General features: G+C 51.4%; 18 protein-coding genes and 2 pseudogenes. 6 read left to right on the top strand and 14 right to left on the bottom strand.

The genetic code is table 11. The annotated features are described in order from the left end of the window. The first annotated feature begins 73 nt into the window (after nt 1-73). The gene (locus QZ311_RS07010; protein WP_297065921.1) at nt 74-1,741 is read left to right on the top strand and encodes a nucleoside kinase; all 1,668 of its coding nucleotides are present in this window, start codon (nt 74-76) and stop codon (nt 1,739-1,741) included. A gap of 79 nt (nt 1,742-1,820) precedes the next feature. On the opposite strand, the gene QZ311_RS07005 is transcribed toward QZ311_RS07010, so the two are convergent. The 4 genes from QZ311_RS07005 to pelA form a co-directional block, all read right to left on the bottom strand. After that, nucleotides 1,821-2,438, bottom strand: coding sequence for a hypothetical protein (locus QZ311_RS07005; protein WP_297065919.1), 618 nt, complete (start codon nt 2,436-2,438; stop codon nt 1,821-1,823). A 1-nt stretch (nt 2,439) separates the two neighbouring features. Then, nucleotides 2,440-4,911, bottom strand: a complete 2,472-nt coding sequence (locus QZ311_RS07000; RefSeq protein ID WP_297065916.1) for a thiol protease/hemagglutinin PrtT — start codon at nt 4,909-4,911, stop codon at nt 2,440-2,442. Between the two features lie 252 nt (nt 4,912-5,163). Then, entirely contained in the window at nt 5,164-7,332 is a 2,169-nt protein-coding gene (locus QZ311_RS06995) for a glycoside hydrolase family 97 protein (RefSeq protein ID WP_297065913.1), read from the bottom strand. 142 nt (nt 7,333-7,474) lie between these two features. Then, on the bottom strand, nt 7,475-8,623 hold the full coding sequence (gene pelA / locus QZ311_RS06990) for a pectate lyase (RefSeq protein WP_297065910.1): 1,149 nt from the start codon (nt 8,621-8,623) through the stop codon (nt 7,475-7,477). 101 nt (nt 8,624-8,724) lie between these two features. Between pelA and ruvX the strand changes: the two genes are divergently transcribed. Then, nucleotides 8,725-9,147 carry a Holliday junction resolvase RuvX gene (gene ruvX, locus QZ311_RS06985; RefSeq protein ID WP_297065907.1) on the top strand — a complete coding sequence of 141 codons (423 nt, stop codon included), beginning with the start codon at nt 8,725-8,727 and terminating at the stop codon, nt 9,145-9,147. 60 nt (nt 9,148-9,207) lie between these two features. Beyond that, on the top strand, nt 9,208-9,774 hold the full coding sequence (gene def, locus QZ311_RS06980; RefSeq protein ID WP_297065905.1) for a peptide deformylase: 567 nt from the start codon (nt 9,208-9,210) through the stop codon (nt 9,772-9,774). A gap of 32 nt (nt 9,775-9,806) precedes the next feature. Here def and QZ311_RS06975 read toward each other — a convergent pair whose 3' ends face one another. After that, nucleotides 9,807-10,958, bottom strand: coding sequence for an MFS transporter (locus QZ311_RS06975; RefSeq protein ID WP_297065901.1), 1,152 nt, complete (start codon nt 10,956-10,958; stop codon nt 9,807-9,809). Between the two features lie 169 nt (nt 10,959-11,127). Here QZ311_RS06975 and ettA point away from each other — a divergent pair, with 169 nt between their 5' ends. Together ettA and QZ311_RS06965 are read left to right on the top strand one after the other, a co-directional pair. Continuing rightward, nucleotides 11,128-12,813: an energy-dependent translational throttle protein EttA gene (ettA, locus tag QZ311_RS06970; protein ID WP_297065898.1), complete on the top strand. Its 1,686-nt coding sequence runs from the start codon at nt 11,128-11,130 to the stop codon at nt 12,811-12,813. Between the two features lie 275 nt (nt 12,814-13,088). Continuing rightward, nucleotides 13,089-13,646, top strand: a complete 558-nt coding sequence (locus QZ311_RS06965; protein ID WP_297065895.1) for a Crp/Fnr family transcriptional regulator — start codon at nt 13,089-13,091, stop codon at nt 13,644-13,646. Between the two features lie 399 nt (nt 13,647-14,045). Here QZ311_RS06965 and QZ311_RS06960 read toward each other — a convergent pair whose 3' ends face one another. The 7 genes and pseudogenes from QZ311_RS06960 to bioA form a co-directional block, all read right to left on the bottom strand. Beyond that, nucleotides 14,046-14,843 (bottom strand): formate/nitrite transporter family protein, encoded by a 798-nt coding sequence (locus tag QZ311_RS06960; RefSeq protein WP_297065893.1) that lies wholly within the window; start codon nt 14,841-14,843, stop codon nt 14,046-14,048. A 32-nt stretch (nt 14,844-14,875) separates the two neighbouring features. Beyond that, on the bottom strand, nt 14,876-15,082 hold the full coding sequence (locus tag QZ311_RS06955) for a hypothetical protein (RefSeq protein ID WP_297065891.1): 207 nt from the start codon (nt 15,080-15,082) through the stop codon (nt 14,876-14,878). A 91-nt stretch (nt 15,083-15,173) separates the two neighbouring features. After that, a complete protein-coding gene (locus QZ311_RS06950) occupies nt 15,174-15,821 on the bottom strand; it encodes a 3'-5' exonuclease (RefSeq protein WP_297065888.1) in 648 nt (215 codons plus the stop codon). 95 nt (nt 15,822-15,916) lie between these two features. Next, nucleotides 15,917-16,555 (bottom strand): dethiobiotin synthase, encoded by a 639-nt coding sequence (bioD, locus tag QZ311_RS06945; RefSeq protein ID WP_297065884.1) that lies wholly within the window; start codon nt 16,553-16,555, stop codon nt 15,917-15,919. A 23-nt stretch (nt 16,556-16,578) separates the two neighbouring features. Beyond that, nucleotides 16,579-18,003 carry a pimeloyl-ACP methyl esterase BioG family protein gene (locus QZ311_RS06940; protein WP_297065882.1) on the bottom strand — a complete coding sequence of 475 codons (1,425 nt, stop codon included), beginning with the start codon at nt 18,001-18,003 and terminating at the stop codon, nt 16,579-16,581. Then, nucleotides 18,000-19,139 carry an 8-amino-7-oxononanoate synthase gene (locus QZ311_RS06935; protein ID WP_297065879.1) on the bottom strand — a complete coding sequence of 380 codons (1,140 nt, stop codon included), beginning with the start codon at nt 19,137-19,139 and terminating at the stop codon, nt 18,000-18,002. The genes QZ311_RS06940 and QZ311_RS06935 overlap by 4 nt, the downstream gene beginning before the upstream one ends. Then, nucleotides 19,136-20,392: pseudogene (gene bioA / locus QZ311_RS06930) on the bottom strand (adenosylmethionine--8-amino-7-oxononanoate transaminase); the annotation flags it as partial. The gene QZ311_RS06935 and the pseudogene bioA, both read right to left, overlap by 4 nt. Before the next feature lie 331 nt (nt 20,393-20,723). On the opposite strand from bioA, the gene QZ311_RS06925 reads away from it, so the two are divergent. Continuing rightward, entirely contained in the window at nt 20,724-21,263 is a 540-nt protein-coding gene (locus QZ311_RS06925; RefSeq protein ID WP_123613851.1) for an outer membrane beta-barrel protein, read from the top strand. 173 nt (nt 21,264-21,436) lie between these two features. On the opposite strand, the gene QZ311_RS06920 is transcribed toward QZ311_RS06925, so the two are convergent. Both QZ311_RS06920 and QZ311_RS06915 read right to left on the bottom strand, forming a co-directional pair. Next, on the bottom strand, nt 21,437-23,077 hold the full coding sequence (locus QZ311_RS06920; protein WP_297065875.1) for a S41 family peptidase: 1,641 nt from the start codon (nt 23,075-23,077) through the stop codon (nt 21,437-21,439). A gap of 236 nt (nt 23,078-23,313) precedes the next feature. After that, nucleotides 23,314-23,411: pseudogene (locus QZ311_RS06915) on the bottom strand (IS982 family transposase); the annotation flags it as partial.

The raw sequence follows: 23,411 nt of genomic DNA, 5'->3' as shown, positions 1-23,411 counted from the left end.
TCATTAAAAAATATTGTTTACAAAATTTAAACAAAAGCGGAGTTAACTTTGAGGAAAATAAATTCATCGCATCATGAGTAATCAGCTGAAAGTTTACTGCGCCAATATCGGCGAATATCTGCCTGTCAACGGAGGAATGACTTTAAGTGATATATACGAAGAGGTCAGAACGCGGATACCCTTTGTGCCGGTCTGCGCGCGTGTCAACAACAAGGCCGTAGACCTTTCGTTTCCTGTTTTCACGCCAAAGATGGTTGAATTCCTGCCGGTTGACTCTCCTTCGGGGCATCGTTGCTACATACGTTCGCTGTGTATGATGCTCTATCGCACGGTGGCTTCCCTTTATCCGGGTGTAAGGCTTGTCATAAGTCATTCAGTTTCGCGCGGCTATTACTGCCGGTTGAAAGGAATTGATGTTGACCGTGAGGTCTGTGTCCGTCTAAAGGAGGGCATGCGTGCTCTTGTCGAGCGCGACCTTCCATTTGAGCGCAAGGAGCGTCTCACCAAGGATGTCATCGAGATTATGAGGGGACAGGGGCTTCATGAGAAAGTCAAGTTGCTTGAGACTCTCAATGAACTTTATACGGTCTATTATCGTCTCGACGGCATTTGTGACACCTACAACGGCAATCTCGTGCCGAGGACCGGTATGCTCGGGGTTTTCGACATTGTTCCCTACGAGGAGGGACTGCTGCTGCTCGGGCCGGATCTGGCCGATCCTTCCCGTCCGACCATCCCTCTCTCTCAGCCTAAGCTCTACAGGGCGTTTACGGATTATCTCGAATTCAACCATATCATAGGCATTTGCGATGCCGGTGATGTGAATGAAGTTGCCGCAGGCAACGGCAGGGCGATGATGATAAATGTGGCTGAAGCTCTCCACACGAAATATATCGGCGCTATTGCCGATAAGATTACCGAGCGGTATCATCAAGGCGGTGCGAGGGTGGTGCTTATCGCCGGGCCGTCGTCATCAGGCAAGACCACATTTACCAAACGTCTGGCAGTCCAGTTGCTGACCAATCTGTTGAAGCCGGTGATGATTTCGCTTGACAATTATTTCGTTGACCGTCACCATACTCCGCTCGATGAGAGTGGCGAGTATGACTATGAGTCGCTTTTCGCCCTTGACCTTGAGCTGTTCAATGAACATCTCAATAAACTGATAAAAGGGGAGGCTGTAGAGTTGCCCTACTACAATTTTGAGCGTGGCGAGAGAGAATACCGCAAGGAGATTATAAAACTCGATTCGACTTCCATATTGCTCATAGAAGGCATCCACGGCCTTAATCCCGAGTTGACACGCGATGTCGACCCGGCGATGAAATACCGGATTTATGTCTCGGCTCTGACAACCCTTGCCATCGATGACCACAATTGGGTTTCGACCACCGACAACCGTCTGTTGCGACGGATTATCAGGGATTACAAATATCGCGGGACGAATGCCCTTGAGACTATACGCCGCTGGCCGAGTGTACGCCGTGGTGAGGAGAAGTGGATTTTCCCTTATCAGGAAAATGCAGATTCGATGTTCAACTCGTCGCTGCTGTTTGAACTTGGGGTCATGCGCGATGAAGCCGACAAGGTGTTGAGAAGTGTTCCGCGCGATGTGCCGGAATATGCCGAGGCTTATCGCCTGCGCAAGTTTCTGGGCTATTTCTCACCGATTCCGTCGACGCTTATTCCGCCTACCTCTCTGCTTCGTGAATTCCTCGGCGGCTCGTCGTTCCATTATTGAAAATCAATAGAATATACATGAAAAATCACGGACAGCGGTTGATGCTGTCCGTGATTTTTTTATGGAGGTTATCCGGCTTCTATTTTAGCTCCACACCCTGAAGCAAGGGTGTGCAGCCCGGCAGACCTTCTTTGATGAGTTCGTTGCATCGCTCGGCGGCATCCGGAGTGCCGATTGTGAACGGCATCTCATATAGCTCCGTTACAGCCGCTCCGGGAATGAGGTTGTCCATTATTTCCTTTGTCCCGGGTGTGGCGGGAAGGGCGGAGTATTCCTTGTAGGTCCAACGAGTGAAGGCGGTTGCCGGTCCTACTCCACGACGGTCAAGCAGAAAGCCGTTGTCGAGTTTTACTGGGGCACTTCCACGCAGATCGGACGGCGCGGGAAACGACAGGAGCTTGGTGCGTGATGCGTCGAGCGTCACGGGAACATTGTCGGCATAGTTGCCGTTGGTCTTATAGATTCTGACTTTCGGTATTTCTGCCGACTGTCCTCCGCCACGTATTCCCCCCGGATTGCTTTGTCCCGGGAGGAGTATCGTCGTCGTGGTGTCGGTTTTTTCCACCTCATGCCTGTGGTTCCACCCGACGGCCGTGCCTCCTTCCGACGGAGACACGGACATGCCGGTTTTAGAGGTGGAACAACCTACGGCTGTGGTTAGTAAGATGATTGCCGGAATGAATGACTGTCCTGACATGTTATTTCTTGATTATCTTGACAGATTCGACACCGCCGGCTGTTGCCACGCGGGCGATATAAAGTCCGGGGGTAAGTCCGGTCACATCGATACGGGCGCTTGAACCGTTGATTTCAATCGGGAGAGAGACATAGCTGCCTGAGAGTGACGCAATGTCGATGCGTGTGATCTCGCTTCCGGCAGTGATGACTGTATGGTCATGGGCGGGGTTGGGACTCGCGCTCACTCCGCACGGTGCGTCGGTCAGGATGTCGGAAATGCCTGTCTGGTTGCTGATTGTGAAATTGATGCGGTTGCCTGATAGTTCATTGTTGTTGACGGGATTTACAAGGAATGCCTGATATTTCTCTCCGGGAAGAGCGTTGGGCATCTGGATTGTGAAATCGACAATCTTTTTCTCTCCGGCTGAAAGAGAGATGCGGTCGGAGTAGAATATCGCGGGTGAGTAGGAAGTGACTCCGGGGAGTATCGGACCGAGTACATAGACGGGAATCCGGTTGAAGAAATATCCTGAGCTGCACGCTACGACCATAGATACCTTGATATTGTCGGGGATGACGGCAGTGGCGTTCTCGATACTCCAGATGGGGCTCGAAATCACGGATGTGCCGGGATTGGGCTGCATGGTCACTTGCTGTGGTTCGCAAATCAGCTTGATTCCGTTGGGACTGTTGTTATCGATAATAGCCATGGCGAAATAGTAAGAGCCTTCCGGAATGCCTGTCGAGAATTCGGGGATTGTCTGCGTCCATGTAGTCTGATATTCAAACGGGCTTGCGACGCTGTTGGCGGAGAATTCCTGAGCCATTTCTTCACCGATGGCCACTGTCGTGTCTGATGTAGTGCCTGAGAGCAGTACGCCGAAAATGGTTTGTGAGACGCTCAGAGGTCCGGTCCACAGAGCGTTGCCTGTAACCGTGAATCCATATCCCTGATAGAGAGGCGTTTCAAATTTAAGATTTTCGACTGAGTATACTCCGACTTCGGGAACTTCAGCTGTAATGGCTACACCGTTGCTGTGTAGGAGTATGTAGCCCGGATGGTCGGCATGAGTGGCGATGATTTCCGAAAAGCCGTTGTATGGCTTGTAGACGGGATACAGACGATAGTCGCCTTTCGGTAATGAAAGCTGTACGGAAAATCCGCTGTAGCCGGAATAAGGACTGATGGTGTCAAGCGGGAGGAATAATTCATCAATGGCATTGCCGTTGCTGTCATCTATGCGGAGGCCAATCTGTCCGATAAATTCAACAGGCGAGAAATTATAGAACGGACCGTTGATTTTAAGCACGTTATCTGTAGATACCTCTGCGCTGAACTGACCTTCGCAGACTATGTAGCTGTTATTGGAATTGGACAATGGCTTTCTGATGCCTACCACGATGTCCTGACCGATGTTATAGCCGTCAGTGCTGCCGCCGATGCCCTGCGACGACGGGTCGAGGGCTGTGAGACGGAAATAACCGTCGCTCATGCCGCTCCATCCCCAGTTGAAGTGGAAGTATCCGTCAGACTGGTAACCGTCGCAGACGAAGCAGTGGCCTGCTCCGCTTCCGTTCGCGCCTGAATAGATTACCGGGCCACATTCCTTAAGGTTGTCATAGATGATTGTCTCCCATTCGTCAAGGCCGTAGAAAGAGCGGAACTCGATGTGAGCGTCTTTGTCATAGCCGAATGTGTTGACAAGGGCGAGAGGGATTGTGATTGACGGTGCTCCTGAACCTCCGCGTTGCGGGATGTCATAGTTCATATTGACCGAGTAGCCGCATGCTTTCATCAGTTTCGCCACTGCGGCTGCCTGAGTGTTGTTATATTGTCCGCGGTTGTAGACATCAAGCATATTTGCCCAGTCGAAAGTGACGTTGTCTTCTTTCCAGACGAGGTTGCTTTGCGCTGTAGTCCATGTGTATGAGAAGTCTGCGTTGAATGATGCAGGCCATTCATGATATTTCATGACCTGAGCCATTGCGGTGGCCACGCAGCCGGTCACGGTGTAGTTGCCTGCTAATTGCGGACAGTCGTTGTTGTAGGGTTCGCCCTGATCCCAAAGGGTCTTCAAAAGAGGTTTGATAGGGGCACGGTCGTTGCCGCTGTATTGAGAATAGGCCGGTGTGCCGTTTTTTGTAGCGGCTTCGATTTCGGCTTTATACTGGCTCAGCCACCATCGCAGGTTGTCAGGCATGTTGTCGGGGTCGATAGTGCCCGTAGTGCTGTAGCCGAGCACTGGAGCGGCTACGTCGTCGGCCGAGACTACGAGGTAGCCTTCGCTGCCTTGGTCGAATACATAGAGCGAAGGCGAATTCTGTTCGCCTACGGTCAGGATCGGAGACTTGCGTAGTGGAGCGCGGTGGGATGCTGACGTTTTACCGTTGTCGAGTGCCCTTGCGAGAGCCTCGGCCGGTGTAAGTGTGCGTGCGTCTACTGAGCTTCCTATCAAGCCAACAAACGAAAGGATAAGTAAAGATTTTCGCATTTTGCAGTTGATTAGTTATGGTTAAATTATAGTTACTAAGATTGTAATAGTTTGCATTATTTCGTTACTGATGTCGTTTTTAAGTGATGATTTTAAACTCGGTAAGCGATGAGGTTGGAGAGTAAAAGAAAAATTAGCCCGCATCCGTGACGGCCGGATTGTCATCTGTCTTGTCCGGTGGTCATTGATGCAGGCTATTTTGACTATATTGGATTCATAAATAAATTATAGTGAGAAGGGTGGGGCTTCATCTTATGAAAGAGGTTTGATTGAAATCGCATAGCCTCCTCCGGCAAGCTCGTGGATGCTTAACTTTGATTTCGAAGTCACGGTCTTTCTGGTGATTGTGTATCGGGTCTGGCCGTCGACTGTGTTGGCATCCGGAGCTTCGGCATAGATGGTAGCTTCATATTTCCTGCCCGGATCGAGGAAGGAGAGTGAGATGTCGCTCTTGCGGTCGGCAGTGCCGGCGGTAGAGCCGACATACCATTCGTCGGAATTCTTGTCCTTGCGCGCAACTGTCACATAGTCCATCGGTTCGGCTTCGAGATAGACCGAGCGTTCCCACTCGACGGGGACATCTTTGATGAACTGGAAGGCATCGAGATGCTTTTCATAATGTTCGGGAAGGTCGGCAGCCATCTGGAGCGGGCTGTACATGGTGACGTAGAGCGCGAGCTGTCCGGGAATGGTTGATGCGATTTTGGAATTGTTGCCAGGGGTGAAGGTAGAAAGGTCGAATTCGAATATGCCGGGAGTGTAGTCCATCGGACCGCCTTGCAGACGGGTGAACGGAAGAATCGAAGTATGGGTCTTGTCGTTGCCTCCCATTGCCTGATACTCTGTTCCGCGTGCGCTCTCGTTGCCGATAAGGTTGGGATATGTGCGGGCGAGACCGGTCGGACGGCTTGCCTCATGGGCGTTGACCATGATTTTGTGTTTTGCAGCTTCCTTCACGGCATGCAGGTAGTGGTTGTTGAGCCACTGTGAATAATGATACTCTCCGCGTGGAATCATGTTGCCGACATAGCCGCTCTTCACAGCATTATAACCGTAGTCGTTCATGAGCTGATAGGCTTTTTCCATGTGGCGTTCGTAGTTGCGGACCGAGCCGGAAGTCTCGTGGTGCATCATGAGCTTCACGCCTTTTGAATGAGCATACTCGTTGAGACCTTTCAGATCAAAGTCGGGATAGGGGGTCACGAAGTCAAACACGTAGTCTTTCGATTGTCCGAACCAGTCTTCCCAGCCTTCGTTCCAGCCTTCGACGAGCACTTGGTCAAAACCGTGTTCAGCCGCGAAGTCGATGTAGCGTTTCACCTTTTCGGTGTTGGCGCTGTGTCGTCCGTTGGGCTTAGTCTTTGTGTAGTCTGTCTCGCCGAGTTTCACTGAATATACGTCGTCGGTGTAGTTCCAAGAGCCTGCCCCGGTGATCATCTCCCACCACACACCGATATATTTCACCGGCTTGATCCAAGATGTATCCTCATACTTGGTCGGGTCGTTGAGGTTGTAGATGAGGCGTGAGGCAAGGATGTCGCGTGCATCATCGGTGATGATTACCGAGCGCCAAGGGGTTGTGGTCGGGGTCTGCATGTAGCCTTTCCGCCCCTGATTGTCGGGTGTCAGCCATGAGTGGAAAGTCATGGTTGTGTCGTTGAGGTTGAGGTGCATGGTCGGGTAGTCGATAGTCCCGGCCTCATGTATGTTGAGATATATGCCGTCGTCTGTTTTCAGCTGGAGTGCTGTCTGCACACCTGTCGGGGAGAACGGGGTGGTCGAGGCGTTGTCAGGATTGATTTTTGAGGGAAACAGACCGCGGATTTCGCTCAGACGTGATTTTGTGTAATTGTATTCCTGAGTGTCGTAGTCGCCGGGAATCCAGTAGGCGGTGTGGTCGCCGGTCATGGCAAACTCCGTATCCTCCTCTGCTATGACAAAATAGTTGAGGTTGGGCTGTCCGGGAAATTCATAACGGAAACCGATACCGTCGTCATATACCCTGAATCTTACCACCATCGTGCGGTCGAAGGCAGGTTGGCGCAGAGTGACTGACATCTCGTTGTAATTGTTACGGATGAGAGTCTCTTCGCCCCAGACAGGTTCCCAGTTTTCATCGACACTGTCGCGGGTGGTGTTGACGAGTTCGAATCCGTCTTTCAGCGACAGAGCGTCGGCAGCTGCTTTCTTACCCTGCTGGTCAAAGCTGTTTCGGCCTGATTCACTGAAAAGGTCAAATCCGAGTCCGGAGGGGGCAATCACTTCCTTGCCTTTGAAGTCGACAAAATAAGTGGGACGTCCGTCGCGCAGTTCGAATGTCAGCGATATGTCTCCGTCGGGAGATGTCAGTTTTTCCGCACCTGACAGACCGTTTGCCCCTAAGGCGATACAAGCTAATGCTAAAAATGTCTGATGGTTCATTGTGTGTGGTTGGTGAATTTTGAGGTTAAGAATGAGTAAGTATGATATTGTGTTGTGATATTAGTGCAAACTTACGAAAAATTCACTTAACAATCAAGAATTTAAGCGGAAACTTGAAGGGAGACTGCGCGTAAACGGATTGTCAACGGCGTTTGTTTCTACGGTGCTCTGATTTCTTGGCAAGCGACATGTCGATTCTGACTTTTCCGTCCGGGTCATAGCGGTCGGCCCACTTGTCGTAGACGGGATAGAGCGAAAGCGGATTGTCATTATACCAGCTGTAGCCGTTGCGGCGTTCGTGGCCGATTTCTTCGAGCGATTTGCGGGGAATGCCGTCGCGGTCGCAGACATAGATTTCGCAGTTTTCGAGGTCGTAGAAGCGTCCCCACAGTGGGCCGGCTGCCGGATCGGCCACAAGGCGCGTGTCGGATTCGGGAGATTTCGGACTGCCTGTGCGCTCAAGCCGGTGTCCCATGAGTTTGTTGGCTTCGAACCATGCCATAGCGCCGTGAACCGCTTCCTTGACTCTTTTGTCAGGGTCGGGGAGCTGCATGAGCAGGCTGACAATCTGCGAGCTTTCGGCTGAGCAGAACGACGGCAGTTCGTAGGAACGCGCCGGGGCGGGCGCATAGTTCTCGCGGTCATGTTGCTGACACCATACGGTCGGATGTCCGTCTACCCGTATCTGCGTGGCGAGTATGCAGTCGATTCCTTTGTTGAAGGCAGTCCGCAGACGGCTGCGCAGCGCCTCGTCTGTCAGATTTCCACCATATGGCTCGTGTTGCTCGAAAATGTCGCGTAAGAGTGTGAGGGTATTGGCCATAGCGCCGTCATTGAACGTGATATGAATCTGATAGCCTTGCGGATCGGGCCAGAACTGAGGCCATCCGCCATTGGGATATTGGCCCGAGAGGAGATATTCCACTCCTGCGAGGAAGGCGTCGCGGTAACGGACATCGCCGGTGGCCTGATAGAGCCGTGCGAGGAAGGTCATCTGGGTTGTCGTGGCGTTATTGTCGGTTGTCGAGTCGTTACGGCGGTCATGTTGAGCCTTGATTTCGGCCAGTTCCTCGGGGGTGTGTGGCCGGCACATATCTATGTTTTTGGGCCATCCGCCTGTGACGCGCTGGTAGGCGAGCACCTGATCGCCTATGCGGGTGGCATCGGGAGTGGTGAAAAATTCCTTGTCGGTACGTCGCAACTCATGATTCCGTTTTTGTGCGGACGTTGTGTCGGTTACGATAAAATTGCAGATTATGGCAATGATTGTCGCCTTGGTAAATATTTTCATGATATTGTTAATGTGGTGATGATGATTACTGCTAAATTTTATATCGCAAATTTACACATAAAAAATAATATGAGGAATTTTTCGTATCTTTGCAGTTGAAAATGGGACGATTGCTCGCTATAGACTACGGACGTAAGCGCTGCGGACTTGCTGTGACTGATGTGTTGCAGATAGTAGCCACGGCGCTCGATACTGTGCCATCCGCACAGCTTATACCTTATGTGAAATCATATGTGACCCGAGAACGGGTCGATGAAATAATAGTCGGCCTCCCCAAGACGCTCGACGGGCAGCCATCGGAGTCGATGCGCTACATAACTCCGGCCATCAACAGGCTTAAAAAGGAACTTCCCGATATTGAAATCAAATTTTTCGACGAGCGCTTCACCTCGACTCTCGCACATCGCGCCATGATTGATTCCGGCGTGAAGAAAAGCGACCGCCGCGACAAAGCTGCGATCGACCGCATGGCCGCGGTCATAATTCTTAACGGTTATCTCGAAAGCCGTGACATGATGAGGTGAGCCTTGGTGTGGAGGCAGTGTGAAATATAGAACTTATAAAAAAATCATTCCGAATACGAAATGCGTTTACCAGTATACTTATACGGTCATCCGGTGCTCCGCAAGATTGCAGCTCCGGTCTCGTCAGACTACAACGGTCTTAAAGAACTTGTCGAAAAAATGTATGAGACCATGTATGATAGCGAAGGTGTCGGGCTTGCCGCTCCTCAGATTGGCCTTTCCGACAGAATCGTGGTCATAGATGCCGATCCCGTCAAGGATAGTTTCCCTGAATGTGCGGGTCGGAAACTGACTCTCATAAATCCTGAAATCGAGATTCTTGACGGAGAGACTGTGGTCCGCGACGAAGGCTGCCTGAGCTTGCCCGGTCTGTCTGAAAGAGTTCCCCGTGTGGAAAATATCAGGCTCAAATGGGTCGATGAGAATTTCGAGTCCCACGAAGAAGTCATCACAGGTTTTCTCGCGCGCATCGTCCAGCATGAGTGCGACCACCTCGAAGGAATGCTTTACATCGACCATATCTCGATGATACGCAAGCAGCTTATCAAGGGAAAGCTCAATAATATAATTGCCGGCAAGACACGCTGCGACTATCCCGTCAAATACGCTCCAAAGAGCCGTAAGTGACGGGCGCGCATGCCGCGTAGGTGTCAGGGCACTTATGCGCCTTGAGTCTTGTATTTGCCGCGCAATATAAACAGGGCTGCCGCGCCGACGGCCGCAAACGGCACGCCGACCAGCGCCGGAGAGGCCAGCCCGAAACCGTGGTGGATAGCCATCCCTCCGAGGGCGGCGCTGACGGCATTCGACACATTGAATGCAATCTGGATGCCTGCTCCTCCGAGCATTTCGCCTCCTTTGGCGAAACGGACTATGAGATATTGCAGCGGACCGCCGATGCCGAAGAGTGCCCCGGTCGCAAGGAACATCAGCACGAGTGATGCCGGCTTTTCGTCGGCAAACAGATAGAGCATAGGCATGACTGCGAGCATGGAGGCTGCGAGAGTGCCGCATACGCGCGCCACTCCGAAACGGTCGGCAAGTTTGCCGGCTATGGCGTTTCCGGTGACCATGCCGATGCCTGCGAGCATCATGACCCATGTCATGTCAGAACCGGTGAATCCGGTCACTTTGGTCATTATAGGGTCAACGTAGCTGAACCAGCAATACACGCTGGCCTGTCCGAAAAAGACACCAGCGTAGATCAGCCAGGGAGCTGCACTCCTGAGAAAGCGGAACTGGCCTTTCATGCCGGAGTCAGGCAGAGGTTCAAGCTTCGGAATCCAAGCGCGGATGCCTATGAGGGCCAGTCCTCCGAACAGAGCGACCATTGCGAAAGCGATGCGCCAGTTGAAAAGATTGCTGACAAGAGTAGCCGCAGGCACTCCGGCCACGTTGGCCACGGTCATTCCTCCGACCATCACGGCGACAGCCTGTGCGCCGTGTCCCGGCGATGCGAGCCGCGAGCACACTATAGCTCCTGCGCCAAAAAATGCCCCGTGGGGCAGTCCTGATAGGAAACGGGCGCAGAGCAGCATCGGGAATCCGTTTGAGAGTGCGGCCATTGTGTTGCCGGCGGTGATGATGACCGCAAGCAGTAGCAGAAGCCTTTTCAAAGGCATTTTGCGAAGGAATATGAGCATTGGTGCGCCTATGGCGACTCCGAGTGAATAGGCCGAAATCAGGTGGCCGCCTTCAACGACGCTGACGTTGACACTTCGGCTTACGTCACCGAGTATGCCCATCATTCCGAATTCGGCAATACCAAGGGCAAAAGTGCCTATGGCAAGAGCAATTAATCCACGTTGCATAACTACTATATCTGTTAGAAACTATTAGAAACTCTATTTATGGATTGGTCTTGTGATTTTTCGGGGCGCAAAATTACTAAATTCATCCCGAACTCCAATGAACCGCATGTAAATTCCAGTCCGTATTGGTTGAATATCATAATTAAAAAAATAATATAAATACAGTTATATGGCTGACGATAAAAAAGTAATATTCTCGATGGTGGGTGTCTCAAAGACCTACCCTCCGCAGAAACAGGTGTTGAAAAACATTTACCTGTCGTTTTTCTATGGTGCTAAGATCGGTATCATCGGTCTCAACGGTTCAGGTAAGTCATCGCTTCTGAAAATCATCGCCGGACTCGACAAGAGCTATCAGGGCGAAGTGGTTTTCTCGCCCGGCTATTCAGTGGGCTATCTCGAACAGGACCCTCAGCTCGATCCTTCGAAGACTGTCATCGAGGTTGTCCGCGAGGGAGTGCAGCCGATCATGGATCTTCTTGCCGAGTTCGACAAGGTCAACGAATCGTTCTGCGATCCCGATGTGCTTGAAGACCCCGACAAGATGGATGCCCTGCTTGCACGTCAGGCCGAACTTCAGGACAAGCTTGACGCTGCCGATGCATGGAATATCGATTCGAAGCTCGAACGCGCCATGGACGCTCTCCAGTGTCCCCCCGACGACCAGAGCGTGACCACTCTTTCGGGTGGTGAACGCCGCCGTGTGGCTCTTTGTCGCCTGCTTCTCCAGCAGCCTGACATCCTGCTTCTCGACGAGCCTACCAACCACCTTGACGCCGAGTCGATCGACTGGCTCGAACAGCATCTCCAGCAGTATCCCGGAACAGTCATCGCCATCACCCACGACCGTTACTTCCTCGATCATGTGGCCGGATGGATTCTTGAGCTTGACCGTGGCGAGGGTATACCTTGGAAGGGTAATTACTCTTCATGGCTCGACCAGAAGACCAAGCGCATGGCTCAGGAAGAGAAACAGGCCTCGAAGCGTCGCAAGACCCTCGAACGCGAGCTTGAATGGGTGCGCATGGCTCCCAAAGCCCGTCAGGCCAAAGGCAAGGCCCGTCTTTCGAGCTACGACCGTCTTCTCAACGAGGACCAGAAGGAGAAGGAAGAGCGTCTTGAAATCTTCATCCCCAACGGTCCGCGTCTCGGCAGCAAGGTCATCGACGTTCAGGGCTTCTCGAAGGCTTTCGGAAAGAAGCAGCTTTTCAAGGACCTCAGCTTTTCGCTCCCGCAGGGCGGTATTGTCGGTGTTATCGGCCCGAACGGTGCGGGTAAGACCACACTTTTCCGTCTCATCATGGGGCAGGAGACTCCCGATGCCGGTACGTTTGACGTAGGCGAGACTGTCAAGATTGCATATGTCGACCAGACTCACCATGACCTCCTCCCCGAAAAGAGCGTATATGAAGTGATTTCACAGGGTGTTGAAAGCTTCCGCATGGGTGGTCGCGACGTTAATGCGCGCGCCTATCTCTCGCGCTTCAACTTTACCGGCGCTGATCAGGAGAAAAAGATTGCGGTGCTTTCAGGTGGCGAGCGCAACCGACTCCATCTTGCTATGGCGCTCAAGGAGGAAGGCAATGTGCTTCTGCTCGACGAACCTACCAACGATATCGACGTGAACACTCTTCGCGCTCTTGAAGAAGGTCTTGACGATTTCGCCGGATGTGCTGTTGTCGTTAGCCACGACCGTTGGTTCCTTGACCGTATCTGTACACACATCCTTTCGTTCGAGGGCGACGGCAATGTGGTCTTCTTCGAAGGTTCATACTCGGACTACGAAGACTATAAGCGTGCCCACAACGATGGCAAAGAGCCCACTCGCCGTCGCTACCGCAAGCTCATGGAATAATCGGCTTTGACATAACGTACAATGACAACGGATTCTTGATTTTTCATTCCCCCGGCACTATGATTATGTAATGCCGGTTAGGAGTAAAGACAGGAATCTGTTGTCCTATATAAGAGGGTGTTATTAAACGCCCTCTGAATTGAGTAACTCTTCAGAATTATTCATATCCGTCCGGACTGTCTGCGGACAAAACGGCGTATGGACTATTTTATCGGGAAGTTACCCCTATGCTTTTGGATTGTTTAATTTTGAATTTGTTACTTAATAATCATTAGATGTCACAGTTCAATGCTTTTGAAAAAGCGCTTGATTTTTCATTCTGGAAAGAATTATGCGAGACGCGTGGTGAAAGGATACTTTTTAAGCGTGGCGAATATTTCGTGCATGCAGGTGAAGTGTTGCAGCGTGTAGGTTGGATTATCTCGGGTGGTTTCAAGCACTCGCTGACCGACAATAACGGTAATGTCAAGGCGGTGGGCTTCGTTTTTGAAGATGCTGTACTCGCCAATTACCTGAGTGCTTTGTCAGGAGTGAAGATGCCCACCGATATCATTGCCCTTGAGGATTCGGAGGCGATGGTTATCCCGGCTTCATACGTGCGTGATATACTTGACGGACAGCCTGAGCTCAAGGCGAAATTTCTGGAGGTGTTGTTCGGACAGGCATACGACCATGTTCTGGATACATACCGTTTCACTCCTGAGCAACGCTACGCTAATCTTATCAGCCGTTTCCCACGTATTTTTGATTTTGTGTCAATCGGAGATCTGGCTTCCTATCTTAACATCTCACGCCGTCAGCTTTATCGTTTTCGTAGTCAGAAGATAAAATAAAAAAACACTATCTCAGACTGCTTCTGCTGATGATTGTGACATTTGTCACAGCTATCGTCACTTATATTTCATAACTTTGCAGAGTAAAACCTCTGAATAACGCTATGAAAAATATGTCTGATGATCGATCATCTGTTTTTACTAATAGTAGATAATGTTTTTTTATCGCGCTCTTACATGATTTAACCTACGCTTTCGATATTGAGCGCAACACTGAATCTGAGGAATAAGAAATCGTAGGTTGCAGACTGCTGCAATCTACTTACAGCCAACAGTAAAATCATACATAAAGACAACGCATGGCAACGATGTGAAATCGCCGCCATGCGTTGTTGTTTTTTATATGCCTGTATAGTATATACCTAGTTATAGTTATATTATAGCATTTGACCCGGGGTGTCAGTTTTTCCTGATTTCGTGTATATAGGCGTTGACAGCACCGACCAGAAGAGCCCCTCCGGCAATGTTGCCGAGTGTGGCAGGGATGAGGTTGGCTGTTATTGCCTCCATGATGCCTACGTCAGCACCTTCCATCATGCCGAGGGGAATAAAGAACATATTGGCTATCGAGTGTTCGTAGCCGAGGACCACAAACGCCATCACAGGCAGCCAGCACCCGAGCGCCTTCTCAAAAAAGGTCTTTCCTGAAAGGGCGAGCCATACTGCAAGACACACACACCAGTTTGCGCCGATTCCTTTGATGAATACCGTCAGCCATGTCATCGACACTTTCGCTTTGGCGATGTTCATGATGGCTTCATGGTAGGGGGACGACGCGGTGAGTCCGCAGGCATAGACCATTATATATGTGAAAGCTATAGCCCCGATGAAATTTCCGAAATATACCATGACCCAGTTGCGTATGACAAGCCCGAAGCTGTGGCTGCCTTTTGCATAGGACGGTATGAGGAGCGCATTATTGCCTGTGAACAGTTCTGCGCCGAGGACGACGACCAAGATGAGGCCGATTGGAAACATGCAACCGCTCAGAAGTTTCTGTACGGCCGGATTGGCCGATGTCATTTCCGGAAAACCGTATCCGACAATAAGTGAGAGGATTCCGCCAAGAGCGATATATACTCCGGCAAGACACGATGCGAGCAGAAGGCGCGAGGGGTTGTTGACTGTAAGTTTTGCTTTTGCTGCGCCGACAGCTGCGGCTGCTTCAGTGATTTCTCTTGGGGTTCTGATTTGCATGTTTGGTTGATACTGTGTAGATTTTACGGTGTCTACGCCCGGCGTGAATCGTTTTCCTGCAGGCGTTCCCGTTTTTTCAGAAAGATATGCAGGATGACAATGATAAACAATGTGACGCCGATAACGCCGAAGTAGTAAAGATAGTTTCCTTGCTGGAATTCGGAATAACCTATGTAGCTCATCACTCCGAGATAAATCAGGAGGATGGACGGAATGACTGTAGAACGTCGCAGTTTCATGGTTTTTAGGTTAAGTTTAAAGCTTTAATTATGAAGTGTCAAGTATTAAGTGAAATGTCTGAAGGCCTTATGCCTCTACGGTAGAGCCGGGCTATTGTTCGATGCCTGTTTCTTCCGTGGCGTGATGTATGTAGGCCGATTCCGCAGGATCGAAACAGCCGTCCATTAGATGCCTGTAGATTCGCAGGCATGCCCAAGCGTCGATTGACGCGTAGATTTTTTGGCCCTGACTCAGCTGGGCAGCTTCCCAGTTGCTCAGGCGTTGGCTTTTCGATATGCGTCCGTTGAAAATTATTCCATATATCTTTTGCAGGCTTGAGTCGGCGATATGGAATGACTTGACCACGTTTTGGAGGTCGATGAATCCGGCCGGTTCGAAGCTGGCTATGCGGTGAAGCACATGGAAATCATCGCGCAGCGAAAGTCCGACCTTGGTGACTTTGTCGGATTCCATGAACTCGCGCAGCTCCGGGAAGAAGCCGAGTTTGTTGAGACGGAACAGGAATGAATGGTCAAGAGTGGAAATCTGAATCAGCGAGACCGTGTTGGTCTGGCCTTTTCGGAAATTCGGCTTGGTCTCGGTGTCGAATCCGACCGCCTTGCATGTGTTGAGATAGCGGAGGGCTTCCAAGGCATCGGGCATATTTTCAAGCACCGTTATAGAGCCTGCAAATTCTACCGTCGGCAATCCCGACAGCTGCTCTTTTGATATTGAGATGCTAAAAGAATTGATGTCCATTGGAATATTCGTTTTAAGACGCAAAGTTACTTATTATTGTTGAAATCGCCTAATAAATGGTTTCAAATAGTGTTAGAGCGTGTTTAAAAAGTGTTTTAATCCAAAGTGGGTATGGTGGCGAAGCGGGCCGAAGGGAAGTGGCGGCCGACGTAGCGGCGGAGGAAAGCCTGTGTGTCCGCACCGATGATGCGGTCGTTGTCGAAGTGTTCGTTATAGACTACTGCGGCGAGTGTTATTCCTCGTGATTTTATAGCTTCAAGCGACAGTATGGTATGGTTGATTGAGCCGAGAACGCCGTTGGTCACTAATATTATCGGAAGTTTGCGTGACTCCACATAGTCGATGGTGAAAAAATCGTCGGTGATGGGAACCATCAGGCCGCCTGCGCCTTCGACGAGCACGATGTCGTAGCGTTCGCAGAGTGTGCTGGTCGACCGGTCGATGATGTCGAGGTCGATTTCACGTTCATCCATCCGGGCGGCGAGCTGTGCTGATGCCGGATAGGAGAAGATTATCGGAGCTGTGGTGTGGTCGATATCTTCAGGTAGCGGATCGATGCCCATTATTTTGCGGTGGAGGTCGATGTCTTCCGAAAAACCGGTGTTGCCGGTCTGTATGAATTTCTGAGTTGCCACACGCTTGCCTTCTTTCATGAGGCGCGATGCGATATAGCCGGTGACGTAGCTCTTACCTGCGTCGGTATCGATTCCTGAGATGAAATATGCCTGACCCATGTCTTCTATATATAATAAGGTGGTTATATTTTTTTGAATACAATGTAGACCGGTTCGTATGTGACCGGTGCTTCTCCCGAAGGGGTGAGTGGATAGGATGTGAGTATTGTGCGTGCGGATAGGCTGCCGTGTTTACTGCTAAGAGCGTTGACCCCCGTTAGTTTTACGTGGCGCATTGCTTCGGCCGGTGTCGGAAACAAGATAGTGCGTGTCTCGGTGCTCAGGTCTGTCACAGTGCATCCTTTCGGTATCATGCGTCGTAGAGCGTCCGCTCCCGGGTAGTGCCGTCTGCTGTCGAGCAGGCTGCCTATCTCGGCCATTGTCCCCGGTCCGAATGTCGAGATGACTGCATGACCGCCTTTGCGGAGTACGCGGGCACATTCGCCCATGAAGGTCTTCGGTGAGTTGAACCATTGCATTGTGGAGGCGGAGAAAATCATGTCGAGACTTTCGGCAGGAAGTCTGCGGATTTCACTCTCGGCATCACACTCGCGTGCCGACAGCCTGATTTCAGGCATCGATTCCTGAATCGAGAAGGGAATATGCAGATCCCATACTTCAATTCTGTCAAGACCGGTCGCATGGCATAGCATGCGTGTGGTAAGTCCTGTCCCGCATCCGATTTCAAGGACATCCATAGGGCGTTGAGCGCTGCCCGCTATTTCATTCAGTGCTTCGGATGCGAGCTTGCACAGACGTCCGGCAATTTCACGCTGGACGATGGCATTGTCGTCGTAGGTGGTCTCGGCGCGAGTGAATTTCTCGGCGACAAGACCTTTCTCGGTAAGGAAGCATTTGAATATACGGTTGAAGTCGGGCAGATGTGCGCCCTCTATGCTGATTGTCTCGATAGCCTCGTCGCTCCAAGCCTGCATCTGGTTGGCCGGAGGAATAATCCGGTCGGCCGAACTTATGATTGCCCGCTCCCATAATCCCTGTGGAGCAACAGTGGGGCGGTTTGCGATGGCGGTTAGTTCCTCGCGCAATTCTGACGGGCTGCGGTCGGGGAGAGTTTCGGAAAACAGTCGCATAGCCGCTCCCGATCCACACATGCGCAGATAAAACTTCGACAGGGATTTTTCATCGAGTCCTTCAAGTGTCCCACGGAATATCTCTTCGGGGATTCCCTTGGTATCATCGACAGGGTGCATAGTTCCGTTGACGGCTATTCGTGCCGTGACGGGGAGCGATTGATGTGACAGCAGAAAGTCTGTGGCTGCAGGGACTCCGAACGACCATGCGATGACGGCGATTTCACCAAAGGTTTCCATCATGCGGTCAAGAGGGGCTGGGAAGCTGCTGTCGCGGTAATCCCAGACCACTATCAGGTGATAGCCGGGGAGCTGCAGGCGGCTGAATGGCTTTTCGTCCATGCCCCAGCCGGCGAAAATCAGCAGGGCGCGGTCAGGATTTGTGTCACCCTTGGCGGGGAATACGTGGAATTTCATGATGAAATCAGTTTTGCGAGTGTTTCGCCAAAGCGGTCGATAGTGTCGAGGGTCATTGCGCTGCTTAGGCTTATGCGCAGTCTTTCCGTCCCGGGAGGAACGGTCGGCGTGCGTATGGGTAGCACCTTGAAGCCTTCGGCAAGCAGTTTTTTCGAGAGGGATACGGCTTTTTCGGCAGAGCCGGTGACGAAAGGCTGGATGTGGCTTGCGATGATTGGAAACCCGGGCGACAGTGGCTGAAGATGCTGACGCAGCCGCTCTCCGAGTGCTTTGAGGTGACGGCGCTGTTCGTCCATCGTGAGGAATGTCTCTATCATATAATGTGTCCATGCGACAGTCATCGGCGGCAGGGATGTCGAGAATATCAGACTTCGCGCACGGTTGATGAGGTAGTCGCGTAGGGTAGGGGAGACCGCGCAGAACGCCCCGGCCGATGCGGCGGCCTTGCCGAAAGTCCCCACGATGATATCGATTTTGTCGAAATTCTCGTTTCCTCGGCAGAGGCCAAGTCCATTCGGGCCTTCTACACCGAAAGCATGGGCCTCGTCGACATAGAGCAGTGCGTTCGGCCATTTATCTTTCAGCCTCACAATGGTGTCGATGTCGGCACGGTCGCCGTCCATACTGTAGACGCTCTCAACGATAATCAGCACTCTTTCATGAGAGGAAGCTTCCTTGGCGAGAATTTTTTCGAGATGTGACGTGTCGTTGTGACGGAATCGGGTAAAGGCTGATTTTGACAGCGTGATGCCGTCGATTATGCTTGCATGGACAAGCTTGTCGGCCACAATGAGGGTGTCGCCGGCCGCAAGCGCCTGTATCATGCCGGTGTTCGCGTGGTAACCGCTGTTGAAAAGCAGGCATGGACGCCCGTAAAGTTCCGCGAGGAAATTTTCAAGGTCGTCGTATTCTCTCTGGCGTCCGCTGAGAAGACGCGAGGCCGATGATGTCATCGGAATCCGGCGGTTGCAGGCCGAGCTGAAGAAATCGTCCTGCAAAGTCGGGTCAGCGCCGAGTCCGAGATAGTCGTTCGACGACAGGTCCGTGACTAATCCTTCGTCGGGCAGTTCGGCGGGGATGGTGCGGAAGTTGCCCTCGGCGCGGAGGCGCGAGAGTATGTCGGAGTAAGTGTTCACTTGATGCACTCGATCATTTTTTCAATAAGATATTTCAGATCCCTGTCGGAAATTATATATGGTGGCATGATGTAGACGTTGCGTCCGAATGGGCGCACCCAGATGCCACGTTCCACGCATCGTTTCTGGAATTCGCCTACGTCGACCGGTTCTTCCATTTCGATTACGCCGATTGAGCCGAGTACGCGGATGTCTCTGACCCCTTTGACGAGAGCCGCGGCTGCTATGTGGCGGCGGATGACGGCTTCGATATGTGCGACGCGTTGCTTCATGTTCTGCTCACGGAGCAGCCTGAGCGACGCTACAGCTACGGCGCATGCAAGCGGATTGGCCATGAACGTAGGGCCGTGCATCATTACTCCGGCCTCGCCACGAGAGATTGTGTCGGCGACATCGCGGGTGGTCAGGACGGCGCTCATTGTCATGTAGCCGGCGGTGAGTCCTTTGCCGATGCACATAATGTCGGGTTCTACTCCGGCATGTTCCCAAGCAAAGCATTTTCCGGTGCGCCAGAATCCGGTAGCGATTTCATCGAAAATCAGATATATGCCGGCCTCGTCGCAGAGCCGTCGGGCTTCGCGGAGGTATTGCGGGTGATAGAAGCGCATACCGCCTGCACCCTGTACTATCGGCTCGAGAATCAGGGCTGCGAGCTCATCCTTGTGTTCATTGATTATACGGGCGAGAGGTTCGATGTCGGCCGGATTCCAGTGGCCGTCGAATGTCACTTCGGGGGCAGGTGCGAAATATCTGATCGGAAGTGCAGTCCCGAATGCGCCGTGCATCCCGGTCACAGGGTCGCAGACGCTCATGGCGTTCCATGTGTCGCCGTGGTAACCGCTGCGGATTGTGACGAAGTTTGTTTTCCTATGGTCTCCTGACTTGGAGACTGCTGCCTGCACAGCCATCTTCATTGCCACTTCGACGGCAACAGAGCCGGAGTCGGCATAGAAGATATTGTGCATTGAGGGAGGAGCCATTTCAAGGAGAAGCTTCCCGAGCTCGATGGCCGGAGAGTGGGTGAGGCCTCCGAACATCACATGGCTCATTTTCCCGAGCTGGCGTTGGATGGCCTCGTTTATTTCAGGATGGTTATAGCCATGTATCACGCACCACCACGACGACATTCCGTCGATAAGCTCCCGGCCGTCGGCGAGACGGATGCGCACACCGTCGGCCGATTCTACTTTGTAGGTCGGGAGGGGATTGATTGTAGATGTGTATGGATGCCAGAGATGCTCGCGGTCAAAACGGTCGTGGAGCGTCTCGCAATCACATATATTATTATATGTATCGTTTTGTGTCTCGGTATCAGTGTGCATGGTCGATGTTGTCTTAATGTTGCTGCAAAGTTAAGTTTTTTTCGTGAGAAAGTAATCATGCCGTAAACCTGCGGGAAATTAGCCCTGCGGAGACCTGTTTTTCGAGGAGGGATTCAACCTTTTTTATGAAAGAAGTGTTTAATAGATGAAAAAGTGATTGTCAATGATTTGCTATCAACTCCGGCATGAGGGCTTTTTCATGTTTCTACTATAAATGCTATTTTATTAATCATCAATATTCTATAACGTAAAAAACATTGTTATGAAGAAGTTTTTACTTATGGCAGTCATGGCCATTATGACATTAGGTGCTTCAGCTCAGAGTTGGTATGCAGGAGGTCAGGTTACATTTGGCAGGACAACTGAGTCGGCCAGTGGTGTTAAGAGTACTCAGGTGACAGTTCTTCCGGAACTCGGTTATAACGTGACAGATAACTTTGCTCTTGGTGCTATACTCGGCGCTTCTTACAGGAAGTCAGGTGGCGAGGAAAAGACTGTTTTCAAGGTTAATCCTTATGCCCGCTATACTTATTTCAGCTCAGAGCGAGTGGATTTGTTTGTCGACGGTGGCGTTGATTTCGGCATCGGCCGTGCCCACGGACACACAGCTGTTGAATATGGAATCGGATTCCGTCCCGGTGTCGCTCTCAATCTCAGCGAGAAATTCAGTCTTGTAGCCCATGTCGGTTTCCTCGGATATCAGGGTGGCAACCGTCCTGCCAAGAACAATGGCGCGCCTGAAAACTGGGGTCTTGACCTCAACAGCAACAACCTGATGTTTGGTTTCTACTATCATTTCTAATACAAAAAATTTATCGGAACTTACGGACTTTTCAAGAACAGACTCTTAGTCCGTTTGCCCTGTGAATGATACGAACAAATAAAACCGCCTGCTTCAAGTCTGAAGCAGGCGGATCTGTTTGTTTATGCCGGTCGGGTCTAATCAGCCTCTTGTCTGATGACGGCAAATGCAGGTTATTTTGACTTTCTTATCAGTTCAAGCGCCGTATCCATAGCTTTTGCGGCCGGGACGGCGATGTCGGGGAGAGTGCCGTGGATGTCGTTTTCGTCGGCACGGAACTGCCAGAAGCGCTTGAACGAGACAGAGCATTGCAGGCGTGACACCGGAAGACGGTATCTGAGCACGTCGCCGAAGCAGACGTTCATGCCGCCTGTCTCCTCACCGATGACCTTGCCCATGCCACACTCCTTGAAGGCCCATGCAAAAGAGCCTGCCGACGAGAATGTCTTGTTGGAGGTCAGGAGATAGACGTTGCCGTCATAGTGGCCCTCGTCGGCTGTGCGTGGACGGATGTATTGGTCGGGAGTTGATTCCCAAAACATGAACGTCGGAGCGATGTCGGGGGCTTTCATGAGTTTCTTTGTGAGCGGGGTTATTTTGACGAGCGCCTTGTCCATCTGCATATATGGTTCGGGAGTGATGTAGCGGAGCAGTACGTCGCCTACCGAGCTGTTGCCTCCGCCGTTTTTACGCAGGTCGATGATGAGGTTGCCGATTTTGTTGTCGCGCAGCGCCTTGAACATCGAGTCGGCAAAACTTTCCATACGCTCGACATCGCTGAATTCACGGAAGTCCATGACGGCGACATTGCGCTTTCTGTCAATAGTGAATGAATAAGGGTCAGTCGAGTCAGACTTGGGCAGAGCCGGGCTTCGTCTTTTTGCCTCGTCAAACGATATGGCCTGATATGTGACTGACAGCGGTTTCTTTGCACCTTCGGGCAGATAGCTTATTTCAAACGTGTCGGCCGGAAAGAGCATATGGAGCAGGGCGGGGAAGGAACTGTCGACGCGCGAGAGTTTGAAGTGTTCGCGTTCGCCGGCCACAAACGGGATCATCGCATCAATCATTTCGGTGTTGGTGTGGCCGTTGATACTAAGGATTTTTGCTCCACGCGGGATTATGGAGTCAAGGCTCGAGCGGCAGATGATTGATTTGTCACTGAGCACGTCGACCCACACCGGCATTCGTTTGAGCTCCTTTGTGAACACCTTGCTGTAAGGGAATGTCAGGTTGGTATGGCCGTCGCCTATCATCGCCACTATCGGGGCGGCCCTTCTGTAGAGTTCCATGACGCTGACCGAGTCAGGAAGGGATGCTATGGCCTTATTGACGGCGCGGAAAAAGTCGGCCTGTCTGCATGACGAGAAAATGTCGGGGTGTATCTGGCTCAGGCTATAAACGAGCGCGTTGATGTCAAATTCGGCCTGCTTCCGGCTGAGAAGCCCGGACGGAGCTTTTTTGAGGAGTGCCGGGTCGGGATTTTCGTAGGGGTTGGCGGCTGTGCGGTTGACCCTTACACGTGCGGTGTCGCCTTTGGCTGTCAGGATTATGAAATCTTTTGACTGCCATTCGTCGAGTGTGATGTTGAGAGTGTCGGTGTCGGTGGCAAAAGTGATGTTTTTCGCTGTCGTGTCAAGCACATCGGGCTTCGGACCGGGTATCAGCCCCCATCCGCCGTCGACTTTCCGTCCGTCGAGTATGAGTGTGACAGGGTCAACAGTCGTTTTCAATACGGTCTCTGTGGAGGCATGTGAACCGGTGGCCGAAAGGACGGTGACGCATGCTGCGATAAGCATCTTTACATTAATCATGGTTATTTGAAGTTTTTTGATTGGTTTTCTGATTATAAGACGTAATAAAACTACGATTAGTTACAAATTGGATTGGTTTTTTTTGAAAAAAAGTTGTCGTTTACACTGCGAAGCAATGATTTTTATAGTATTTGGCATGAATAATGGGGCTGGGTCGGTGGTGAATTGACTTACTTTGCAATAGTAACTGACATGAAAACTAATAGTACTAAATAACGTGAGTTCGACATAAGTAATCAGAACAACGTCAGTTGCTTGTCAGCGACAAATTCCAAAGAGATAGACGGTTTCTTCGGGAAGAAACAATATGCAGCTATTGCACTCAGGGCATTGG

Source organism: uncultured Duncaniella sp., assembly GCF_910578445.1.
GTDB lineage: Bacteria > Bacteroidota > Bacteroidia > Bacteroidales > Muribaculaceae > Duncaniella.
Note: the sequence above shows the minus strand (reverse complement) of the source record. Positions and strands in the feature narration are given on the sequence as shown.